Source organism: Neoroseomonas rubea, assembly GCF_016106015.1.
Taxonomy (GTDB): Bacteria; Pseudomonadota; Alphaproteobacteria; order Acetobacterales; family Acetobacteraceae; genus Neoroseomonas; species Neoroseomonas rubea.
This window is the reverse complement of record NZ_JACADQ010000026.1, coordinates 1-19,800: the sequence shown is the minus strand read 5'-3', so window position 1 is coordinate 19,800 and position 19,800 is coordinate 1. Positions and strand designations below refer to the sequence as shown.

The window sequence follows — 19,800 nt, the reverse complement described above, 5'->3', positions numbered from 1 at the left end:
CTATCCGGCCTCTCCCGGCTCGGCGCCGAGATCGCCAAGGCCGTAGCGGCGCAGCTTCACGTACAGGCTCTGGCGGGACAGCCCGAGCATCTCGGCGGCCGAGGCGCGGTTGTCGCCGGAGAGTTCGAGCGCGGCCTCGATGCAGAGGCGCTCGATCGCGTCCGTCGCCTCCCGCACCAGGTCCTTGAGCGGGACGCGGCCGATCAGCTCCGTCAGCTGCTCGACCGAGCGGGTCGGGCGGAAGCCCGCGCCCTGGGCCGGGCGGATGCGCGCGCCGACGTCGCGCATCGCGAAGCCGAAGCAGGCCTTGCCGCCGTTCATGACGGTGACGGCGGAGATCTCGACCTCGGTGCGCAGCCCATGCTCGCCGCGCAGCGTCGAAGTGTAGAGGCGTACCGAGCCGCGGTTACGCAGATGGCTGAACAGCACCTCTGCCTCGACATCCTGGACGCCGAGCCAGCGGTCGAGTGGTTCCCCGCGCACCTGGTCCTCGCCCGGCGCCTCGATCATCTCGATGAAGGCAGCGTTGGCGGTGATGACGCGCCCGTCGGGGCCCGTGACCACGAAGGCGTCTGGCACCTGCTCGACGAGTTTGAGCAGCTTCGATTTGGCCGGCGGGAGCGCCACCGCGCCGGAATCGGGCGCGCTGATGCGCAGCAGGAACAGCAGCGCCCCCTCCTGGCGGAAGGTGGAGGCCGAGACGGTGACCTCGCTGCCATCCTCGGCGAGTCGGGCGCGCACGTCGTCGCCACGCCCCGCGGCGCGGACCGAGGCGAGGAGCGCCTGGACGACGGCGCGCGACTCGCCGGCGAAGGCCTCGGCGACAGGGCGGCCCACGGCGCGCCGCTGGTCCTTGCCGAACAGGCGCATCGCCGCCGGGTTGGCTTCCGTCACGCGCTGGGTCGTCCCGTCCAGCACCATCACCGGGTCGGGCGACATCTGGAACAGCAGGCGATAGCGCGTCTCGGCCTGGCGCAGGCGCGAATAATCGCGCTCCATCGACTGCTGCACCTCCACCAGCCGCTGCTGGAGGCGCGAGACGGGACGGAGGTCGCGGCCGAAGACCACGATGCGCCCGGCCTTGCCGATCGGCGCGGTGGAATAGAGAATCGGGATCGAGGCGCCCTCGGCCGAGACCTGGTTCACGTGGCGCCAGCGCCCGCCCTTCGCACCCTCGCCGCGCGAGAGTTCCTCGACCTTCGGGCGGCTGTCCCTGGCGACGGTCTCGATCCAGGGCTGGCCGAGCCAGCTGCCATGCGCCGCGAATTCGTGGGCGAGTTCCTCATTGCTGAAGGCCACGTCGCGGATCACGCCCTTGTCGTCGAGGATGAGCGCGATGTCCGCGGCGGCGCTGATGAGCGCGGCCGCGGCATCCGCGTCCAAATCCCCGACGGTCTTGCGTGGCGTGCTGAACGACTTCACCGGATGCTCCACCTTGGACTTCCGTATGCCTCCGCCTGTCTCCGATGGGATGCCAAGTCAATCGCCGGGCATCGCCAAATTACGTTTCGATCCATATACTTGCGCGCCCTGGCCGGCCTGCGCCGACGTCAGACGGTCCTTCCGAGAAGGGCGAGCATTGTCTCCGCCTGCAAGGTTGCCTGCCGGCCATCCGCGGCCGTGGCGTCGGCACCGACCAGGCTCACCAGGTCCGGACGGTCGATGAAGATCGGTCCGCCGACGAGCACGCCGAGTCCCGTATTGCGGGAGGCGCGGCGAACGTCGCGGATAAGCAGGGCGAGGCCGCTCAGATGGTCCTCGCAGGCGAGCGAGAAGCCTGCGATGCCGAACCAGACGCGGTGCACCGCTTCGAGGATCTCGGCCCGCTCCGAACCGGCGCCCGACCAGACATCCCATCCTGAGCCACGGAAGAACTGCTCGACGACGAGAATGCCGAAGCTGTGCTGCTCCCCCGGCGCCGGGGCGAGCAGCACCCGCCGGTCGGGCTCGGCCCGAGGGCCGCGGACGGTGAAGGCGGGGCTGTATTCGCGCACCACCTGGTGCAGGCAGGACAGGCCGATCGTCACCGTGGTGAAGTCGCAGAGATCCTCCTCCCACATCACGCCGAGCCTGCGCGCGGCGGGGGCGAGCAGGTCGAGATACAACCGCTCGAGCTGCATGCCGCGGCCGCGCAGCCCTTCGAGGTAGGAGATCGACCCCTGCAGGTCCGCCCGCGTGGCGAGTCCGACAATGGTCTCGATGTCGGCGGGGCCGGGCGCGGACAAGGGCGGCCCGTCGATGTAGGCGGCCGGCGCCATGTCGCGATGGGCGAGCAGAAGGCGCGGGATGATGTCGCTCTCGAGCGTGCGGGCGAGGATGGCGATGCGGTTGCGCCGGCGCCCGTGGCCCGAGCGCGGCGGCATGCGCGCGGGCGCATCCGTTGAGGGCCCGGTGCCCTCGGCTTCCGGTCCGCTCGCTTCAGCCTCGGCGCTGCGCTCGTGACCCGTCATCGGCTTCACGACCATGGTCCTCTCCCGCCACCGGACTTCATTCCTTGCGCCGTCGAATGTCAAGCGCTCAATACGTCAATCACGCTTGACACTCGCGGCGGCGGACTTCTAGCCTTCATCACGCTTCGAAACGCCGAGGGAGGGCGGAATGACGGGCTGTCGCACACGACACGCAAGGCTCCGGTTCCTCTCCCAGGGCTGGACGCCACTGAGCCGGTTGGTCCGGCCCACGGAAACAGCCGACGCCTCGGCCTTGGGGAAGTCAAGCAATGCAAACCTCTAAGCGCGGTTCACGTTTACTGGACGCGTTGGATTGCTCCCCCTGGGGGGCTTCCAGCGGCAGGTCGCGCCGGGCGCATGGCTCGGCCCGGCCGCTCTACTCGCCCGAGGAGCGGCGCCGCCGGGACACCTCCGGCTGGACCCTCGTGCAGGGCGTTCTCGCACCGCTCCAGTTCGCCGTCTTCCTCGTCAGCCTGGGGCTGGTCTCCCGCTTCCTCCTGACGGGGGAGGGCCTGGCGGTCGCCACCTGGTCCGTCGTGATCAAGACGCTCGTGCTCTACGCGATCATGGTCACCGGCTCGATCTGGGAAAAGGAGGTGTTCGGCCGCTGGCTCTTCGCCCCTGCCTTCTTCTGGGAGGACGTGTTCAGCATGCTCGTCCTCGCGCTGCACACGGCCTATCTCTATGTGATCTGGGCCGGCATCGGGGATGGTCGCGCGCAGATGATGCTCGCGCTGGCCGCCTACGCCGCGTACGTCTTCAACGCCGCGCAGTTCCTGCTGAAGCTGCGCGCCGCCCGGCGCGACGAGGCCAGCTGGCATGACCGCGGCCACCCGGCGCAGGGAGCGGCGGGATGAGCGCCGCTGCCGCCAGCCCGGCCGCCTCCGCCCCGACGGGTGGGACGGCTGGCTGCGGCGACCTGCCCGTGCTGCGCGAGCGCGGCCAGCGGGAAGTCTTCTGCGGCCTGACCGGGATCGTCTGGCTGCACCGCAAGATCCAGGACGCCTTCTTCCTCGTCGTCGGCAGCCGCACCTGCGCGCATCTGCTGCAATCGGCCGCCGGCGTCATGATCTTCGCCGAGCCGCGCTTCGCCACCGCCATCATCGACGAGCGCGACCTGGCCGGCATGGCCGACGCGAACGAGGAACTCGACCGCGTCGTGACGCGGCTGATCGAGCGGCGCCCGGACATCCGGATGCTGTTCCTTGTCGGCTCCTGCCCGTCGGAGGTCATCAAGCTCGACCTCTCCCGCGCCGCGCAGCGCCTGTCGAAGCGCTTCTCGCCAGCCGTGCGCGTGCTGAACTACTCGGGCAGCGGCATCGAGACGACGTTCACCCAGGGCGAGGATGCCTGCCTCGCCGCGCTGGTGCCCGAAATGCCGGCCGAGCCGGGGCGTGCGCGCTCGCTGCTCGTCGTCGGCGCGCTGGCCGAGGTGGTGGAGGACCAGTTCCTGCGCCTCTTCGCCGCCCTCGGCGTCGGGCCCGTCCGCTTCCTGCCGTCCCGCCGCGCATCCGAACTGCCGCCGGTCGGCGAGGGGACTCGCTACCTCCTCGCCCAGCCCTTCCTGGGTGAGACCGCGCGGCTGCTCGAAGGCCGCGGCGCGACCCGACTCGCTGCACCTTTTCCGCTCGGCGCCGAGGGCACGACCGCCTGGCTGCGCGCGTCGGCGGAGGCCTGGGGGGTCGATGCCGCGAAGTTCGATGCCGTGACCGCCCCGGGCATCGCGCGCGCCAAGGCAGCGCTGGCGCCGCGGCGCGATTCGCTCGCCGGCCGCTCGGTCTTCTTCTTCCCCGACTCGCAGCTGGAGGTGCCGCTGGCACGGTTCCTCGCCCGTGAATGCGGCATGCGCCTGACCGAGATCGGCACGCCGTATCTGCACCGCCAGCATCTGGCCGAGGAACTCGCGATGCTGCCGGCGGGTGTCACGCTCTCCGAAGGCCAGCATGTGGACCGGCAACTCGACCGCTGCCGCGCGACGAAGCCGGATGTGACGGTGTGCGGGCTCGGACTCGCCAATCCGCTCGAGGCCGAGGGCATGACGACGAAGTGGGCGATCGAGCTCGTCTTCACGCCAATCCAGGGCTACGAGCAGGCGGGCGACCTTGCGGAACTCTTTGCACGGCCGCTCGCGCGCCGCGCCAGGCTGATGGTGTAGCGCCATGGAACTCGCGGTCTGGACCTATGAGGGACCGCCGCATGTCGGAGCCATGCGAATCGCGACCGCGATGAAGGGCGTGCACTACGTGCTGCATGCCCCGCAGGGCGACACCTATGCGGACCTTCTGTTCACGATGATCGAGCGGCGCGCCGCGCGCCCGCCCGTCACCTACACCACCTTCCAGGCGCGCGACCTCGGCGGCGACACGGCCGAGCTGTTCATGGAGGCGGCGCGCGACGCCTATGCCCGATTCACGCCGCAGGCGATGCTGGTCGGCGCCTCCTGCACCGCGGAACTGATCCAGGACGATCCCGGTGGGCTCGCCCGCACGCTCGGCCTGCCGGTGCCCGTCGTGCCGCTGGAACTCCCTTCCTACCAGAAGAAGGAGAACTGGGGCGCGGCCGAGACGTTCTACCGCCTGGTCCGAGCCTTCGCGCAGCCGCGCGGTCCGCGGGCGGAAGGATCGGCGCCGAGGGCCAACATCCTCGGGCCCACCGCGCTCGGTTTCCGCCACCGCGACGACATCATCGAGGTCAAGCGGCTGCTCGCGCTGCTCGGCATCGAGGTCAACGTCGTCGCACCGGAAGGGGCCACGCCCGCCGACCTCGCGCGGCTGACCGAAGCCGACTTCAACGTCGTGCTGTACCCGGAGACCGCCGGCGTCGCGGCCGCCTTCCTCCAGCGCCAGTTCGGCATGCCGATGACGCGTACGGTTCCGATCGGTGTCGGGGCGACCCGCGACTTCCTGCGCGAGGTCGCGACCCTTGCTGGCGTCGATGCGGGGCTGGCCGAGGAAGCGTGCCGCCTGCCGTGGTACTCGCGCTCGGTCGACAGCACCTACCTCACAGGCAAGCGCGTCTTCATCTTCGGCGATGCGACGCACGCGATCGCGGCGGCGCGGGTCGCGGCCGAGGAACTCGGCTTCGCCGTCGTCGGCCTGGGCACCTATTCGCGCGAATTCGCCCGCGAGGTGCGGGAGGCGGCGAAGACGCACGGGATCGAGGCTCTGATCACCGACGACTACCTGAAGGTGGAGGAGGCGATCGCCACGCTGCGCCCCGAACTGGTGTTGGGCACGCAGATGGAGCGCCACATCGCCAAGCGGCTCGGCGTTCCCTGCGCCGTCATCTCCGCCCCGGTCCATGTGCAGGACTTCCCGGCGCGCCATTCGCCGCAGATGGGGTTCGAGGGCGCGAACGTGCTCTTCGACACCTGGGTCCATCCGCTGATGATGGGGCTCGAGGAACATCTGCTCGGCATGTTCCGCGAGGATTTCGAGTTCGCCGACGGTGCGGCGCCGTCGCATCTCGGCCATGCGCCGAAGGCCGAGGCACCACCCGAACCCGTCGCGTCCGGCCCCGCCACCTGGGCGGCGGAAGCCGAGAGCGAGTTGAGGAAGATCCCTTTCTTCGTGCGCGGAAAGGCACGCCGGAACACCGAAAAATTCGCCGCCGAACGAGGCCTCGCCACCATCACGATCGAGACACTGTACGATGCCAAAGCGCATTTCTCCCGCTGACGTGACACCGCTGCGCGTCGCCGTCGGGGCTGCGCGGGTCAACATCGTGCTCGTCACGATGGACAGCCATCTCGCGCGCGCGGCCGACCGTGCTGCGGCGGGGCTCGCGCGCGACCTTCCGGGCCTGCGCTTCGTCGTTCACGCGGCTGAGGAATGGGCGACGGACGAGGTCGCGCTCGCCGCCTGCAAGGCGGACATCGCGCAGGCGGACATCATCGTCGCGACGATGCTCTTCCTCGATGAGCACATCCGGGCCGTGCTTCCCGCGCTCCAGGCGCGGCGGCAGGATTGCGACGCGATGCTCTGCTGCCTTTCGGCCGGGGAGGTGGTGAAGCTCACGCGGCTGGGTCGGTTCGACATGTCGGCCGAGGCGCGCGGCATCATGGGGCTACTCAAACGGTTGCGTGGCTCGAAGGGCAAGGGAACCGCCTCCTCGGGCAAGGGGCAGATGCGCATGCTGCGCGAACTGCCCAAGCTGCTGCGTTTCATCCCCGGCACGGCGCAGGATGTGCGCGCCTACTTCCTCGGGCTGCAATACTGGCTGGCGGGCACCGAGGAGAACCTCGGCAACATGATCCGCCTGCTGGTGAACCGCTACGCGGCGGGGCCGCGGGCGGCGCTGGCCGGCAGCCTGAAGGTCGGCGCGCCGGTGCAGTACCCGGATGTTGGCCTCTATCACCCGCGTGCCAGGGGCCGGATCGTCGAGCGGGTGGATGCGCTGCCGCGCGAGGGGCGGGCAGGGACGGTCGGGCTGCTCGTGATGCGGTCCTACCTGCTGGCCGACAACGCCGCCCACTACGATGGCGTTGTGGCGGCGATGGAGGCGCGCGGCCTGACCGTGGTGCCGGCCTTCGCCTCGGGCCTCGACCAGCGGCCGGCGATCGAGCAGTACTTCATGCGCGACGGGCGCGCGACGGTCGATGCCGTGGTGTCGCTGACGGGTTTCTCGCTGGTCGGCGGCCCCGCCTACAACGACGCGCATGCGGCGGAGGAGATGCTGGCGCGGCTGGACGTGCCCTACCTCGCCGCGCATCCGCTGGAATTCCAGACCATCGCGCAATGGCAGGGCGATGCGCGGGGCCTGACGCCGGTCGAGGCGACCATGATGGTCGCGATCCCGGAACTGGACGGCGCGATCGCGCCCATCACCTTTGGCGGCCGCTGCGGTGCCAAGGGCACCGGCACGCCCTGCCCGGGCTGCGATGGCGTGTCCTGCGGCGGGGAGATGCAGCCGCATCGCGAACGGGCGGAGATGCTCGCCGCGCGGACCGCGAAGCTGGTCGCGTTGCGGCGGACCGCGCGGGCCGACAAGCGCGTCGCGGTCGTGTTGTTCAACTTCCCGCCCAATGCTGGTGCGACGGGCACGGCGGCCTATCTTTCGGTGTTCGAATCGCTGTTCCGCACGCTGAAGGCGCTGAAGGCCGGCGGCTACACAGTCGATGTGCCCGACAGCGTCGATGCGCTGCGTCGCCTGGTGCTGGAGGGCAATGCCGCGCGCCACGGCGCGCCGTGCAATGTCGCCGCGCGCATCCCGGCCGACGACCATGTGCGGCGGGAACCCTACCTGAAGGACATCGAGGCGGTCTGGGGTCCCGCACCGGGCCGCGTGCAGTCCGACGGCGCGGCCATCCTCGTCTATGGCCTGCAACTGGGGAATGTCTTCATCGGCGTGCAGCCGGCCTTCGGCTGGGAAGGCGACCCGATGCGCCTGCTGTTCGAGCGGGACTTCGCGCCGACCCACGCCTTCACCGCCTTCTACCGCTACCTGCGGGAGGATTTCGGCGCCCATGCGGTGCTGCACTACGGCATGCACGGGGCGCTGGAATTCATGCCCGGCAAGCAGACCGGCATGTCGGGCGCCTGCTGGCCGGACCGGCTGATCGGCGACCTGCCGAACGTGAATCTGTATGCGTCGAACAACCCGTCGGAAGGCTCGCTCGCGAAGCGACGTGCGGCGGCGACGCTGATCTCCTACCTCACGCCGCCGGTCGCGCATGCGGGGCTCTATCGCGGCCTGCTCGACCTGAAGGCGTCGCTCGACCGTTGGCGGACCATGGCGCCGGATGCCGACCATGGGCAGCGCGCCGTGCTAGCGGGGCTGATCCAGGCACAGGCGTCCCAGGTCGATCTCGCGCAGGCCGAACCGGTCTGGGCCGACCCGGCGGGCGAGATCGCGCGCCTGGGCGACGCGCTCCTCGAACTCGAATACTCCCTGATCCCGCAGGGGCTGCACATCATCGGCGAGCCCCCGGGCCCCGAGGCGCGGGCCCAGATGCTGGACGCGGCGGGCGTCACCGATCCCGAGCGGCGGGTGCATCTCGACGCGCTGATGGCGGTCGACCACGAGACGCCGGCGATCCTGCACGCGCTCGATGGCGGCTTCACCCGCCCCGCGCCGGGCGGCGACCTGCTGCGCAATACCGAGATCCTGCCGACCGGGCGCAACCTGCACGGCTTCGACCCGTTCCGCATTCCGTCCGCCTTCGCGGTGCACGACGGTGCGCAGCAGGCCGAACGGCTGCTCGAGCGCCATCGCGCGGACAGCGGCAGCCTGCCCGAGACGGTCGCGATCGTGCTGTGGGGCACGGACAATCTGAAGACCGAGGGCGGGCCGATCGCGCAGGCGCTCTGGCTGATGGGAGCCGAGCCGCGGCACGACTCCTACGGACGGCTCGCCGGCGCGCAGCTGGTACCGCTCGAACGGCTCGGCCGGCCGCGGGTCGATGTGATGGTGACGCTCTCCGGCATCTTCCGCGACCTGCTCCCGATGCAGACGAAGCTGCTGGCGGAGGCCGCGCTGATGGCGGCCGAGGCCGATGAGCCGGCCGAGATGAACTTCGTGCGCAAGCACGCGCTCGCCGCCCAGGCCGCGCACGGCGTCACGATGGAACAGGCGGCGCTGCGGGTCTTCGGCAATGCCGACGGCGCCTATGGCGCCAATGTGAACCTGATGCTGGAACAGGGCGGCTGGCAGGAGGAGGACGAGCTCGGCGGCGCCTTCCTCCGCCGCAAGGGCTTCGCCTATGGCGTGAACGGCCGGCCCGTGCGTCAGGATCAGGTGCTGGGCCAGGTGCTCGGCACGGTCGAGGTGACCTACCAGAATCTCGACTCCGTCGAACTCGGCATCACCACGGTCGACCACTACTTTGACACGCTCGGTGGCATCAGCCGCGCGGTGCGCATGGCGCGCGGCCAGGATGCCGCCGTCTATGTCGGCGACCAGACGCGCGGCGAGGGCAAGGTGCGCACCGTTGCCGAACAGGTGGCGCTCGAGACCCGCACCCGTGCGCTCAACCCGAAATGGTTCGAGCCGCTGCTCCAGCACGGGCATGAGGGCGTACGCACCATCGAGGCGCAGGTGACCAACACGCTCGGCTGGTCGGCCACCACGGGGCAGGTTGCGCCCTGGGTCTACCAGCACCTGGCGCAGACCTACATGCTGGACGAGGAGATGCGCCGGCGGCTCGCCGCGCTGAACCCGACGGCATCCGCGCGCATCGCGAACCGGCTGCTGGAGGCGCATGAGCGCCGCTACTGGCAGCCGAGCGAGGAGACGCTCGACGCGCTGCGGCGCGCGGGCGAGGAACTCGAAGACCGTATCGAAGGCATTACCGAAGGGGTTCCTGCATGACCGTCGTGATGAACCCGCCACCTGCCTTCGGCATGGCCCGACGCCGCGGCGACGGGGAAGGCAGCGTGCAGGTGCACATGGATGAGCCGGCCGGCATCGGCACGGCGAAGGTCTTCGCTGTCTACGGCAAGGGCGGCATCGGCAAGTCCACCACCTCCTCCAACCTCGCCGTCGCCTTCTCGAAGATCGGGCGGCGTGTGCTGCAGATCGGCTGCGACCCGAAGCACGACAGCACCTTCACGCTGACCAAGCGGCTGATCCCGACGGTGATCGACGTGCTGGAGACGGTGGAGTTCCATTCCGAGGAACTGCGCACCGAGGACTTCGTCTTCGAGGGCTACAACGGCGTGCTCTGCGTCGAGGCCGGCGGGCCGCCCGCGGGCACGGGCTGCGGCGGCTACGTCGTCGGCCAGACGGTGAAGCTGCTGAAGGAGCATCACCTGCTCGATGAGACCGACGTCGTGATCTTCGACGTGCTCGGCGACGTGGTGTGCGGCGGCTTCGCCTCTCCGCTGCTGCATGCCGATCGCGGACTGGTCGTCGCGGCGAACGACTTCGACAGCATCTTCGCGATGAACCGCATCGTCGCGGCGATCAAGGCGAAGTCAAAGAACTACCCGGTGCGACTGGGCGGCGTGATCGCCAACCGCTCCGCGTCCACCGACCAGATCGAGAAGTTCAACAAGGCGACGGGCATGCGCACGCTCGCGCATTTCCCCGACCTCGACGCCATCCGCCGGTCACGCCTGAAGAAGGCGACGCTGTTCGAGATGGAAGCCACGCCGGAGATGGAGGCCGTGCAGGCGGAATACATCCGCCTTGCCGAGCAGCTGTGGAAAGGCATCGACCCGCTCGAGGCGGAGCCGCTGAAGGACCGCGACATCTTCGACCTGCTGGGATTCGACTGAGATGAGCACCGGCACCTGGGCCGCGAGGCGCGGCCAGATCGAGACCTATTTCGACCGCACCGCGGCCGAGGCGTGGAAGCGCCTGACCTCGGACGCGCCGGTCTCGGGCATCCGCGCGACGGTGCGCGCCGGGCGCGATGCGATGCGCGCCAACCTGCTCTCCTGGCTGCCGGCGGACATGACGGGGCTGCGGCTGCTCGATGCGGGCTGCGGCACGGGTGCTCTGGCCGTCGAGGCCGCGTCGCGCGGGGCCGAGGTGGTCGCGATCGACGTTTCGCGCTCCCTGGTCGAGGTGGCGCGGGACCGGGCCGGTGCCGCGGCCTCGCGCATTCGCTTCGAGGTCGGCGACATGCTCGACCCGGCTTTCGGCGCCTTCGACCATGTGGTCGCCATGGACAGCCTGATCCACTATCGCGCGGCGGATGTGGTGAAGGCGCTGGCCGGGCTTGCCGCGCGCACGCGCCATTCGCTGATCTTCACCTTCGCGCCGCGAACGCCGCTGCTGGCCGCGATGCATGTGGTGGGGCGCGCCTTCCCGCGCGGCAACCGCGCTCCGGCGATCGAGCCGGTTGCGGAAGCCGCGCTGCGTCGCCTGATCGCTCACGAGGTGGGTCTTTCCGGCTTCGCGGTCGGCCACACGAAGCGCGTCGCGAGCGGTTTCTACACGTCGCAGGGCATGGAGCTTGCCGCGCGATGATCGGCCTGAACGCCCGTATCGCCCGCGTCTGGACGAAGGTCGGCCACGACCTGCTGCCCTTCGCCGACGAGCAGACGGGCGCTCTGCCGTGGTCGCGCCTGTTCCGCCTTTCGCTGTTCCAGATCTCCTGCGGCATGTCGACGGTGCTGCTGATCGGCACGCTGAACCGCGTGATGATCGTCGAGCTCGGCGTGCCGGCGTCCCTCGTCGCGCTGATGGTGGCGCTGCCGCTGGTCTTCGCGCCGCTGCGGGCGCTGATCGGCTTCCGGTCGGACACCTATCGCTCGGTGCTGGGCTGGCGGCGGGTGCCGTATTTCTGGCTCGGCAGCGTCATCCAGTTCGGCGGGCTTGCGATGATGCCCTTCGCGCTGCTGATCCTGTCGGGTGACACCTGGGCGCCGGCCTGGGTTGCGCAGCTTTCGGCGGCGATCGCCTTCCTGATGGTGGGCGCGGGGCTGCACACGACGCAGACGGTGGGTCTCGCGCTGGCGACCGACCTCGTCGAGGAGCGCGCCCAGCCCAATGTCGTCGCGCTGCTGTCGATGATGCTGCTGGCGGGTATGGTCGTGTCGGCCGCGGTCTTCGGGCTGCTGCTCGCCGAATTCAACCAGATCCGCCTGATCCAGATCATCCAGGGCGTGGCCGCGGCGACGCTGGTCCTGAACTTCATCGCAGTGTGGAAGCAGGAGGCGCTCGATCCCTCCCGCACCCAGGGCCGCGGCAAGGGCGATCCGGGCTTCCTCGAGAGCTTCCGCCAGTTGCGCCGCCAGGGCCCATGGACCCGGCGCCTCGTCGTGGTGGGCCTCGGCACCGCGGGCTTCGCGATGCAGGACGTGTTGCTCGAACCCTATGGCGGCCAGGTGCTCGGCCTCGGCGTGGGTGCGACGACCGGGCTGACGGCGCTGCTTGCCGGCGGTGGCGTGATCGGCTTCATCCTCGCGGCAAGGTGGCTCTCGGCCGGGCGCGATGCGGCGCGGATCATCGGCTATGGCGCCCTGGTCGGCGTCGCGGGGTTCAGCCTCGTGATCCTGGCCGCGCCGCTCGCCTCCGTCTTCGCGTATGTCGCGGGCTCGGCCGTGATCGGCCTAGGCGGCGGACTGTTCGCGCATGCGACGCTCACCTCCTGCATGCGGGCCGCGCCGTCGGACAAGACCGGCCTTGCGCTGGGGCTTTGGGGCGCGGTCCAGGCGACCTGCGCCGGCGCGGCCATCGCGCTCGGCGGCGTCGCGCGGGATGCCGTGAGCGCGGCGGCAGCCGCCGGATATCTCGGGACCGGGCTGGAAGGCCCCGTCACGGGCTACGCCGCCGTCTACATGGCGGAGATCGCCATCCTGTTCATCGCCATTGCCACGGTCGGGCCGCTCATCGCCCGGCCGGGGCTGCGTACGACCACCCGGACCGGCGTCGCCGATCCGGCATCCGTTTGACCCCTGTAAGCGGAGGCCAGAATGCCCACGCCACCAACCACGCCGGTGTTTCTCGACCTGGCGGCCCTATCGCTCTACATCTTCTTCGCCTTCTTCACCTTCCTGGTGTTCTGGCTGCACCGCGAGGGCAAGCGCGAAGGCTATCCGCTGGTCTCCGACCGGTCGGACCGGCCGAATTTCGGCACGATCCACGGCTTCCCGGAAACGCCGAAGCCGAAGGTGTTCCTGCTGCACTATCCGCACGGCGCGACCGTGACTCAGGGCCAGAACCCCGAGCGTGACGTCACCGGTCTGATCGTCGAGAACCCCTACAACGGCTCCCCCTTCGATCCGAAGGGCGACCCGATGAAGGACGGCATCGGCGCCGCCTCCTACGCCATGCGCGCGGATACGCCGGACCTCGCCTTCGACGACAACCTGCCGAAGATCATTCCGCTGCGCGCAGCGCCGGGCTGGACGATCCCCGAGGAGGATCCCGACCCGCGCGGCAAGAGCGTGACGACGCTGGACGGCGAGACTGCCGGCACCGTGGTGGACCTGTGGGTCGATCGCTCCGAGGTGCTGCTCCGCTACCTCGAGGTCGAGGTGCCCGGCGGCCGGCGCGTGCTGGTTCCGATGTTCCTCGCGACCGTGAATGACGAGGGCGAGGTACGGGTGAAGTCCGTCACCGCCGCACAGCTCGCTGCCGCGCCTGGCATCAAGCACCCTGAGCAGGTGACGCTGCTGGAGGAGGACATGGTCAGCGGCTACTTCGGCGGCGGGCACCTGCACGCCACGCCCGAGCGTAGCGAGCCGCTGCTGTGAGCGGCCGCGCGCCACGCCCCGTCATCACCGAGCACGGGCTCGAGCCCGTGCCCGGCCTGCCGGGCCACCTGCCGGAAGGGGAGACGCTGTTGTGGCAGGGCAGCCCCGGCTGGCGGGCGCTGGCGCGCGGGGCGATGCATGTCCGGGGCATCGCACTCTACTTCTTCCTGCTCGCGCTTTGGCGCGGGGCGGGTATCTCGGCCGATGGCGGAAGCACGGCGGATGTGGTCGCCGGTGGCGCGCTCATGCTGCTCATCGGCGCCGCGCCGCTTGGCTTCCTCTATCTCTATGCCTGGGGGGCGGCGCGCTGCGCCGTCTATTCCATCACCAACCGGCGGATCGTGATGCGGGTCGGCGTCGCGCTGCCGGTGACGATCAACCTGCCCTTCGCGCTGATCGAAGGCGCGTCGCTGACTCGGCGCGCGGACGGGACGGGCGACATCGCGCTCCGCCTCGAGGGGCCGCAGCGCGTGTCCTGGATCATGCTCTGGCCGCATCTGCGCCCCTGGCGCATGGCGAAGCCCGAGCCCATGCTGCGCGCGATCGCGGATGCGGATGCCGTGGCCCAGGTGCTCGGCCGCGCGCTGGCCGCCTCGGCCGCGCTGCCTGTCACCCCGATCCCCGATGCCGCCGAGGACCGAAGGCGCGGCAGCGCCGGCGCCGAGGCGATGGCCTGAGGAAATGACGACCATGCCCCGCGCGATCCGCTCCGAGATTCTCACCCGTGGCCAGGCGCTCGCCATAGGCATCGGCATGGCGGCGGTCGTGGGGCTTGTCGCTATGCCGGTCGCGCCGAACCGCGCGCCGGCGATCGTGGCTGACGCGGTGCGCGCCGAGCGCGCCTTCCACGCCACCGACCGCGACGACGGCGCCGTGGTCTTGACCGATGCCGCCACGGGCGGCGTGGTCCTGGTCGTAGCACCTGGCGAGGACGGCTTCGTGCGCGGGACGCTGCGCGGCCTGGCGCGCGAGCGGCGCGCCCGCGACCTCGGCCCGCAGGTTCCGTTCCGCCTGATCGCCTGGGGCGATGGGCGCCTGACGTTGGACGACACGGCGACAGGCCGGCGTCTCGACCTTCTGGCCTTCGGCCAGACGCAAGCGGAGGCCTTCGCGCGCCTCCTGCCAATCGGGGAGAAAAGAGAATGAGCAAGGAAGGGATGGCCTGGCCGGCCTGGCTGGGCGGAGGGCGGACGCTCGACGTGCCCTGCACCGTGGAGATCGAGCGCAGCTTCGACAGTTTCCACGCCTATGCCGTGCCGGAAGGCGTCGAGTTGCGCCCGGGCGACCGGGTGGTGGTGCATGGCACCCCCGACCACGTCGCCTTTGGCGAGAAGATGAGTTTCGAGACGCGCGCGACCGTCTATCGCGCCGGTCCGCTGACGCGCTTCTGGACGCAATGGGTGGCGATCTTCGAGCTCACCGAGCTCTATCATTGCGGCTTTGAAGCGAAGGAGGCCGCGTGATGGAAGCGCTCGTGCTCGGCGGCCCCGATGAGGGGCTGATCGCCACCAAGCAGGGCGCCTCGGCCGAGGCCACGCGCATGGCGCTGACCGAGACGGTCCTTAGCCCACGCTTCTACACCACCGACTTCGCTGCGATGGACAAGGTGGATGTGGAGCCTCTGCGCGCCCAGTGGGACCGGCTGATGGACGAGTTCCGCGCCGACCCGAACAAGGGCCACTTCGTCCGCAACGAGGATTTCGACAAGTTCGACCTCGACAGCCTGCCTGAAGGCCTGCGCAAGGAGCTGGTCGAGTTCCTGGTGAGCAGTGTCACGGCGGAATTCTCCGGCTGCGTGCTCTATGCCGAGATCAAGAAGCGCGTGACGAACCCGGACATGAAGGAACTGTTCTCCGTCATGGCGCGTGATGAAAGCCGTCATGCCGGCTTCATCAACGACAGCCTCAAGGACATCGGGGTCGGCGTCGATCTCGGCTTCCTGACGCGGGCGAAGAAGTACCACTACTTCCAGCCGAAATTCATCTTCTACGCCACCTACCTCAGCGAGAAGATCGGCTACGCGCGCTACATCACGATCTTCCGCCAGTTCGAGCGGCACCCGGAACTGCGCTTCCACCCGATCTTCCAGTGGTTTGAGAAGTGGTGCAACGACGAGTTCCGCCACGGGGAAGCCTTCGCCTTGCTGATGCGGGCCAATCCGCACCTGCTGCAGGGCATCAATCTCTGGTGGTGCCGCTTCTTCCAGCTTGCGGTCTTCGCGACGATGTATGTGCGCGACCATGCGCGGCCGGAATTCCACAAGGCGCTCGGCATGACGCCCACGGACTACGACATGCGCGTCTTCCGCATCACCGAGGAGATCTGCCGGCAGGTCTTCCCCGCGACGATCGACATCGATCATCCGGGGTTCCTGCGCGACATGGAGCGGCTGAACGCCCTGTCCGAGGCGATCGCAGCGGCGAAGGCGCAGGGCGGCGTCGGTGGTGCGCTGAAGCGTGCGGGCCTGTCCGCCGCGGCGGCCTTCACCTTCGTCCGCGCCCTGGTGCGGCGGCCGCGCCGGCACGACCTGCCGGCCGACGCCCGCCTGGCGCCGGCCTGGTAGGCAAGGGGAGGGCGGGAGACGCACCATGGCCGAGATCGGCATCCCCGCACTGGTGACGATCTTCGTCTGGTGGTTCTCGACCGGGCTGATCCTGCTGCTGGATGGGCTGCGGCGCGACACCTTCGGGCGCAGCATGGCGGGGGCGACGGTGCTGCTTGCCCTCGCGCTCTACGGGCTGGGTGCGGTGGCCGAGGACACCTCCGTCGCCGGCGCCTACCTCGGTTTCCTCTGCGGGCTCGCGGTCTGGGGCTGGATTGAACTCGCCTTCCTGACCGGCTTCGTCACGGGCCCCCGGCGGCTGCCCTGCCCGCCGGGGCTCGTGGGCTTTCCCCGCGTGATGGCGGCGCTCGGCACCATCCTCTGGCATGAGATCGCCATCCTGACCGGCGCGGGACTGATCCTTGGCATGAGCTACGGCGCCGAGAACCAGGTCGGCGCCTGGACCTTCATGATCCTCTGGGTCATGCGGCAATCGACCAAGCTGAACATTTTCCTGGGCGCGCGGAACACTGGCGAGGTCTTCCTCCCGGACCATCTCCGCTACCTCGGTTCCTATTTCCGCACCCGGCCGATGAACCTGCTGTTTCCATTCTCCGTCATGGGCTCGACCCTGTTCTGCGCGTGGTTGTTCCACCACGCGCTGCTGCCGGGTGCGACGCCCTTCCAGGTGACGGCGGCAAGCCTGCTCGGCACGCTGGCCGCGCTCGCGGTGCTGGAACACTGGTTCCTGATGATGCCGCTGCCGATCGAGGCGCTCTGGCGCTGGGCGATGGAACGTCGCGCCGGCACGCAAGCCCCGCCGCCGCGCATGGCGGCCTGGGAGTCGGGCCTGTCCGCTCCCTGCGACGCGGACCGGTTGAACCGCCTTCTCCAGGACGTCACCGAAGGCGTCTATGGCCAAGTGGAGACCCTGCGCGGAACGCTCCGGTCTGCCACCGGCTGGGTGCAGTTCGACCTTGCGGAAGGGCGGGCGCGGTTGATGCCGGTGATGGTTGCCGGCAACCAGGCGCCGCGCGTCGTCGCCGTCGGCACCACGCGCGACCTCGCGCGCCTGCGAGCGGCGCTTGAAGCCTGCCTAAGGCCGGCCGTGGCATGATCCAGATCAAGGACATGTCCGTTCCGGCCCAGACTCAATACGGTATCGCGTCGCGCCTTCGCGCATGCCGTCCCAACAAGGCGCGCCCGCAGACCCGGGGAGGTCAGCCATGAACTACGAGGCCTATTTCCGTGCCCAGCTCGATGGTCTCCGTCGCGAGGGACGCTACCGGGTCTTCGCCGACATCGAACGCCGGGCCGGGGCCTATCCGCGCGCCATCCGGCACGATGGCGGCGGCACGACGCGGGAAGTGACCGTCTGGTGCTCCAACGACTATCTCGGCATGGGGCAGCATCCCAAGGTGCTGGCCGCGATGCATGCCGCGCTCGACCGCTACGGCGCGGGGGCGGGCGGCACGCGCAACATCTCCGGCACGAACCACGAGCATGTGCTGCTGGAACGCGCGCTGGCCGACCTGCACGGGACGGAATCCGCGCTGCTGTTCAATTCTGGCTACATGTCTAACTGGGCCTCGCTCTCGACCCTCGCCTCCCGCATGCCGGGCTGCGTCATCGTCTCGGACGAGATGAACCATGCCTCGATGATCGAGGGCATGCGTCATTCCCGTGCCGAGCGGCGGCTGTTCCGCCACAACGACGTGGCCGACCTCCGGCGCGTGCTGGCCGAGCTAGACCCCAAGGCGCCGAAGCTCGTGGCCTTCGAGAGCGTCTATTCGATGGATGGCGACATCGCCCCGATCGCCGAGATCTGCGACGCGGCGGATGAGTTCGGCGCCATGACCTATTGCGACGAGGTCCATGGCGTCGGCCTCTATGGCGAGCGGGGCGGCGGCGTGACGGAACGCGACGGCGTCGCGCACCGCCTGACCGTGATCGAGGGGACGCTGGCCAAGGCCTTCGGCGTGATCGGCGGCTACATCGCGGGCACCACGGCGATGTGCGACTTCGTCCGGTCCTTCGCCTCGGGCTTCATCTTCTCGACGGCGCTGCCGCCGGCGGTCGCCGCCGGCGCGCGCGCGGCGATCGAGCATCTGCGCCAGTCGAACACCGAGCGCACGCGCCTGCACGAACGCGCCGCGACCCTGCGCCGCCGGCTGGACGCGATCGGCGTGCCGCATCTGCAGAACAACAGCCACATCGTGCCGGTGATGGTCTACGACCCGGTGCTCTGCAAGACGATCAGCGACATCCTTCTGGACGAGCACGGCGTCTATGTGCAGCCCATCAACTACCCGACCGTCCCTCGCGGGACGGAGCGGCTGCGCATCACGCCATCGCCCGTGCACACGGATGCCGACATGGACCATCTGGTCGGCGCTCTGGAAGCCGTCTGGGCGCGGTTCAGCCTGCGGCGGGCCGCTTGATGGACGGGCTGCCCGGCGAGCGCCGGGCGGCGGCGGAGCAGGGCGTCTCCGCGCCGCCGGCAAAGGCGCGCGCGGGCAGGCCTTCCGCGCCTGCCACCCGCGCCCCCTATCCCTTCGCCGCCATCGTGGGGCAGGAGGAGATGCTGCGCGCCCTGCTGATCGCGGCGGTCGATCCGAGCGTCGGCGGCGTGCTGGTGCTGGGTGACCGCGGCACGGGCAAGTCGACGGCCGTGCGCGCGCTTGCCGCGCTGCTGCCGCCGATGAAGGCGGTGGAAGGCTGCCGCTTCGGATGCGACCCGGGCGATGCCGCGTCGCTCTGCGCCGATTGCCGCGCCCGCGGCCGGCTGCGCGCGACCGAGGTGCCGGTGCCGGTCGTCGACCTGCCGCTCGGCGCGACGGAGGATCGTGTGGCGGGTGCGCTCGACATCGAGCGTGCGTTGGCCGAAGGCGTGAAGGCCTTCGAGCCCGGGCTCCTCGCCCGCGCCCATCGCGGGTTCCTCTACATCGACGAGGTCAACCTGCTCGAGGACCATCTCGTCGACCTGCTGCTCGACGTCGCGGCCTCCGGCGAGAACCTGGTGGAGCGGGAAGGGATTTCCATCCGCCATCCCGCGCGCTTCGTGCTGGTGGGCAGCGGCAACCCCGAGGAGGGGGAACTTCGCCCGCAGCTGCTCGACCGCTTCGGGCTTTGCGTCGAGGTCCGCACGCCGGGCGACGTGCCGACGCGCATCGAGGTCATCCGCCGCCGCGACGCCTATGAACGCGACCATGCCGCCTTCTGCGAGGCGTGGGAGAAGGAACAGGCGAAGTTGCGCCGGCGAATCCTGGCCGCGCGCGCGCATCTGTCGCAGGTGAGCGTGCCGGATGCGGCGCTGGAACGCGCGGCGACGCTCTGCCTCGCGCTCGGCACGGACGGGCTGCGCGGGGAGTTGACGCTGATCCGCACCGCGCGCGCGCTCGCTGCGCTGGAAGGCCGCGACACGGTGGGCGATGCGGAACTCCGCGCGGTCGCGAGCCCCGCGCTGCGCCACCGGCTGCGCCGCAACCCGCTGGACGAGACATCCTCCTCCACCCGGGTCGAGCGCGCGGTCACGGAACTGTTCGGGCCGTGACCAGCCCCGGCGACGGGCGCGCCGACCCGCGCGCGGCGCCGGACCCGGGCGTGGCGGAAGACCAGCGCGCCGCGGCGGCCTTGCTGGCCGTCGATCCGGTGGGCCTCGGCG

17 protein-coding genes are annotated in these 19,800 nt (G+C 70.1%); 15 read left to right on the top strand and 2 right to left on the bottom strand.

All coding sequences use genetic code 11. The features are described from left to right. On the bottom strand, positions 1-1,434 hold the full coding sequence (gene ppsR, locus HW577_RS05210; protein ID WP_332837453.1) for a transcriptional regulator PpsR: 1,434 nt from the start codon (positions 1,432-1,434) through the stop codon (positions 1-3). 116 nt (positions 1,435-1,550) lie between these two features. Then, positions 1,551-2,465, bottom strand: a complete 915-nt coding sequence (locus HW577_RS05205) for a cobalamin B12-binding domain-containing protein (protein WP_198375006.1) — start codon at positions 2,463-2,465, stop codon at positions 1,551-1,553. Positions 2,466-2,719: 254 nt separating this feature from the next. Here HW577_RS05205 and bchF point away from each other — a divergent pair, with 254 nt between their 5' ends. The 15 genes from bchF (at position 2,720) to bchI (ending at position 19,689) form a co-directional block, all read left to right on the top strand. Next, positions 2,720-3,307 (top strand): 2-vinyl bacteriochlorophyllide hydratase, encoded by a 588-nt coding sequence (gene bchF, locus HW577_RS05200; protein ID WP_198375005.1) that lies wholly within the window; start codon positions 2,720-2,722, stop codon positions 3,305-3,307. Next, positions 3,304-4,605 carry a ferredoxin:protochlorophyllide reductase (ATP-dependent) subunit N gene (locus HW577_RS05195; protein WP_198375004.1) on the top strand — a complete coding sequence of 434 codons (1,302 nt, stop codon included), beginning with the start codon at positions 3,304-3,306 and terminating at the stop codon, positions 4,603-4,605. The genes bchF and HW577_RS05195 overlap by 4 nt, the downstream gene beginning before the upstream one ends. A 4-nt stretch (positions 4,606-4,609) precedes the next feature. Continuing rightward, entirely contained in the window at positions 4,610-6,127 is a 1,518-nt protein-coding gene (bchB, locus tag HW577_RS05190; RefSeq protein ID WP_198375003.1) for a ferredoxin:protochlorophyllide reductase (ATP-dependent) subunit B, read from the top strand. A 1-nt stretch (position 6,128) separates the two neighbouring features. Then, a complete protein-coding gene (locus tag HW577_RS05185) occupies positions 6,129-9,758 on the top strand; it encodes a magnesium chelatase subunit H (protein ID WP_419956574.1) in 3,630 nt (1,209 codons plus the stop codon). After that, positions 9,755-10,666: a ferredoxin:protochlorophyllide reductase (ATP-dependent) iron-sulfur ATP-binding protein gene (bchL, locus tag HW577_RS05180; RefSeq protein ID WP_474100242.1), complete on the top strand. Its 912-nt coding sequence runs from the start codon at positions 9,755-9,757 to the stop codon at positions 10,664-10,666. Before HW577_RS05185 ends, bchL begins: the two co-directional genes overlap by 4 nt. A gap of 1 nt (position 10,667) precedes the next feature. Beyond that, positions 10,668-11,363, top strand: coding sequence for a magnesium protoporphyrin IX methyltransferase (bchM, locus tag HW577_RS05175; RefSeq protein WP_198375001.1), 696 nt, complete (start codon positions 10,668-10,670; stop codon positions 11,361-11,363). Next, positions 11,360-12,790, top strand: coding sequence for an MFS transporter (locus tag HW577_RS05170; RefSeq protein ID WP_198375000.1), 1,431 nt, complete (start codon positions 11,360-11,362; stop codon positions 12,788-12,790). The genes bchM and HW577_RS05170 overlap by 4 nt, the downstream gene beginning before the upstream one ends. A gap of 21 nt (positions 12,791-12,811) precedes the next feature. Beyond that, positions 12,812-13,594 (top strand): photosynthetic reaction center subunit H, encoded by a 783-nt coding sequence (puhA, locus tag HW577_RS05165; RefSeq protein WP_198374999.1) that lies wholly within the window; start codon positions 12,812-12,814, stop codon positions 13,592-13,594. Beyond that, entirely contained in the window at positions 13,591-14,271 is a 681-nt protein-coding gene (gene puhB, locus HW577_RS05160; RefSeq protein WP_198374998.1) for a photosynthetic complex putative assembly protein PuhB, read from the top strand. The genes puhA and puhB overlap by 4 nt, the downstream gene beginning before the upstream one ends. A 13-nt stretch (positions 14,272-14,284) precedes the next feature. Then, positions 14,285-14,740 (top strand): photosynthetic complex assembly protein PuhC, encoded by a 456-nt coding sequence (gene puhC, locus HW577_RS05155; protein WP_198374997.1) that lies wholly within the window; start codon positions 14,285-14,287, stop codon positions 14,738-14,740. Next, positions 14,737-15,057, top strand: coding sequence for a hypothetical protein (locus HW577_RS05150; protein ID WP_232474689.1), 321 nt, complete (start codon positions 14,737-14,739; stop codon positions 15,055-15,057). Before puhC ends, HW577_RS05150 begins: the two co-directional genes overlap by 4 nt. Next, positions 15,057-16,157, top strand: coding sequence for a magnesium-protoporphyrin IX monomethyl ester (oxidative) cyclase (gene acsF / locus HW577_RS05145; RefSeq protein WP_198374996.1), 1,101 nt, complete (start codon positions 15,057-15,059; stop codon positions 16,155-16,157). The genes HW577_RS05150 and acsF overlap by 1 nt, the downstream gene beginning before the upstream one ends. Positions 16,158-16,182: 25 nt before the next feature. Continuing rightward, positions 16,183-17,253: a putative photosynthetic complex assembly protein PuhE gene (puhE, locus tag HW577_RS05140; protein WP_198374995.1), complete on the top strand. Its 1,071-nt coding sequence runs from the start codon at positions 16,183-16,185 to the stop codon at positions 17,251-17,253. 109 nt (positions 17,254-17,362) lie between these two features. Further along, positions 17,363-18,577: a 5-aminolevulinate synthase gene (hemA, locus tag HW577_RS05135; protein WP_198374994.1), complete on the top strand. Its 1,215-nt coding sequence runs from the start codon at positions 17,363-17,365 to the stop codon at positions 18,575-18,577. Further along, a complete protein-coding gene (bchI, locus tag HW577_RS05130) occupies positions 18,577-19,689 on the top strand; it encodes a magnesium chelatase ATPase subunit I (protein WP_198374993.1) in 1,113 nt (370 codons plus the stop codon). The genes hemA and bchI overlap by 1 nt, the downstream gene beginning before the upstream one ends. Positions 19,690-19,800 lie beyond the last annotated feature (111 nt).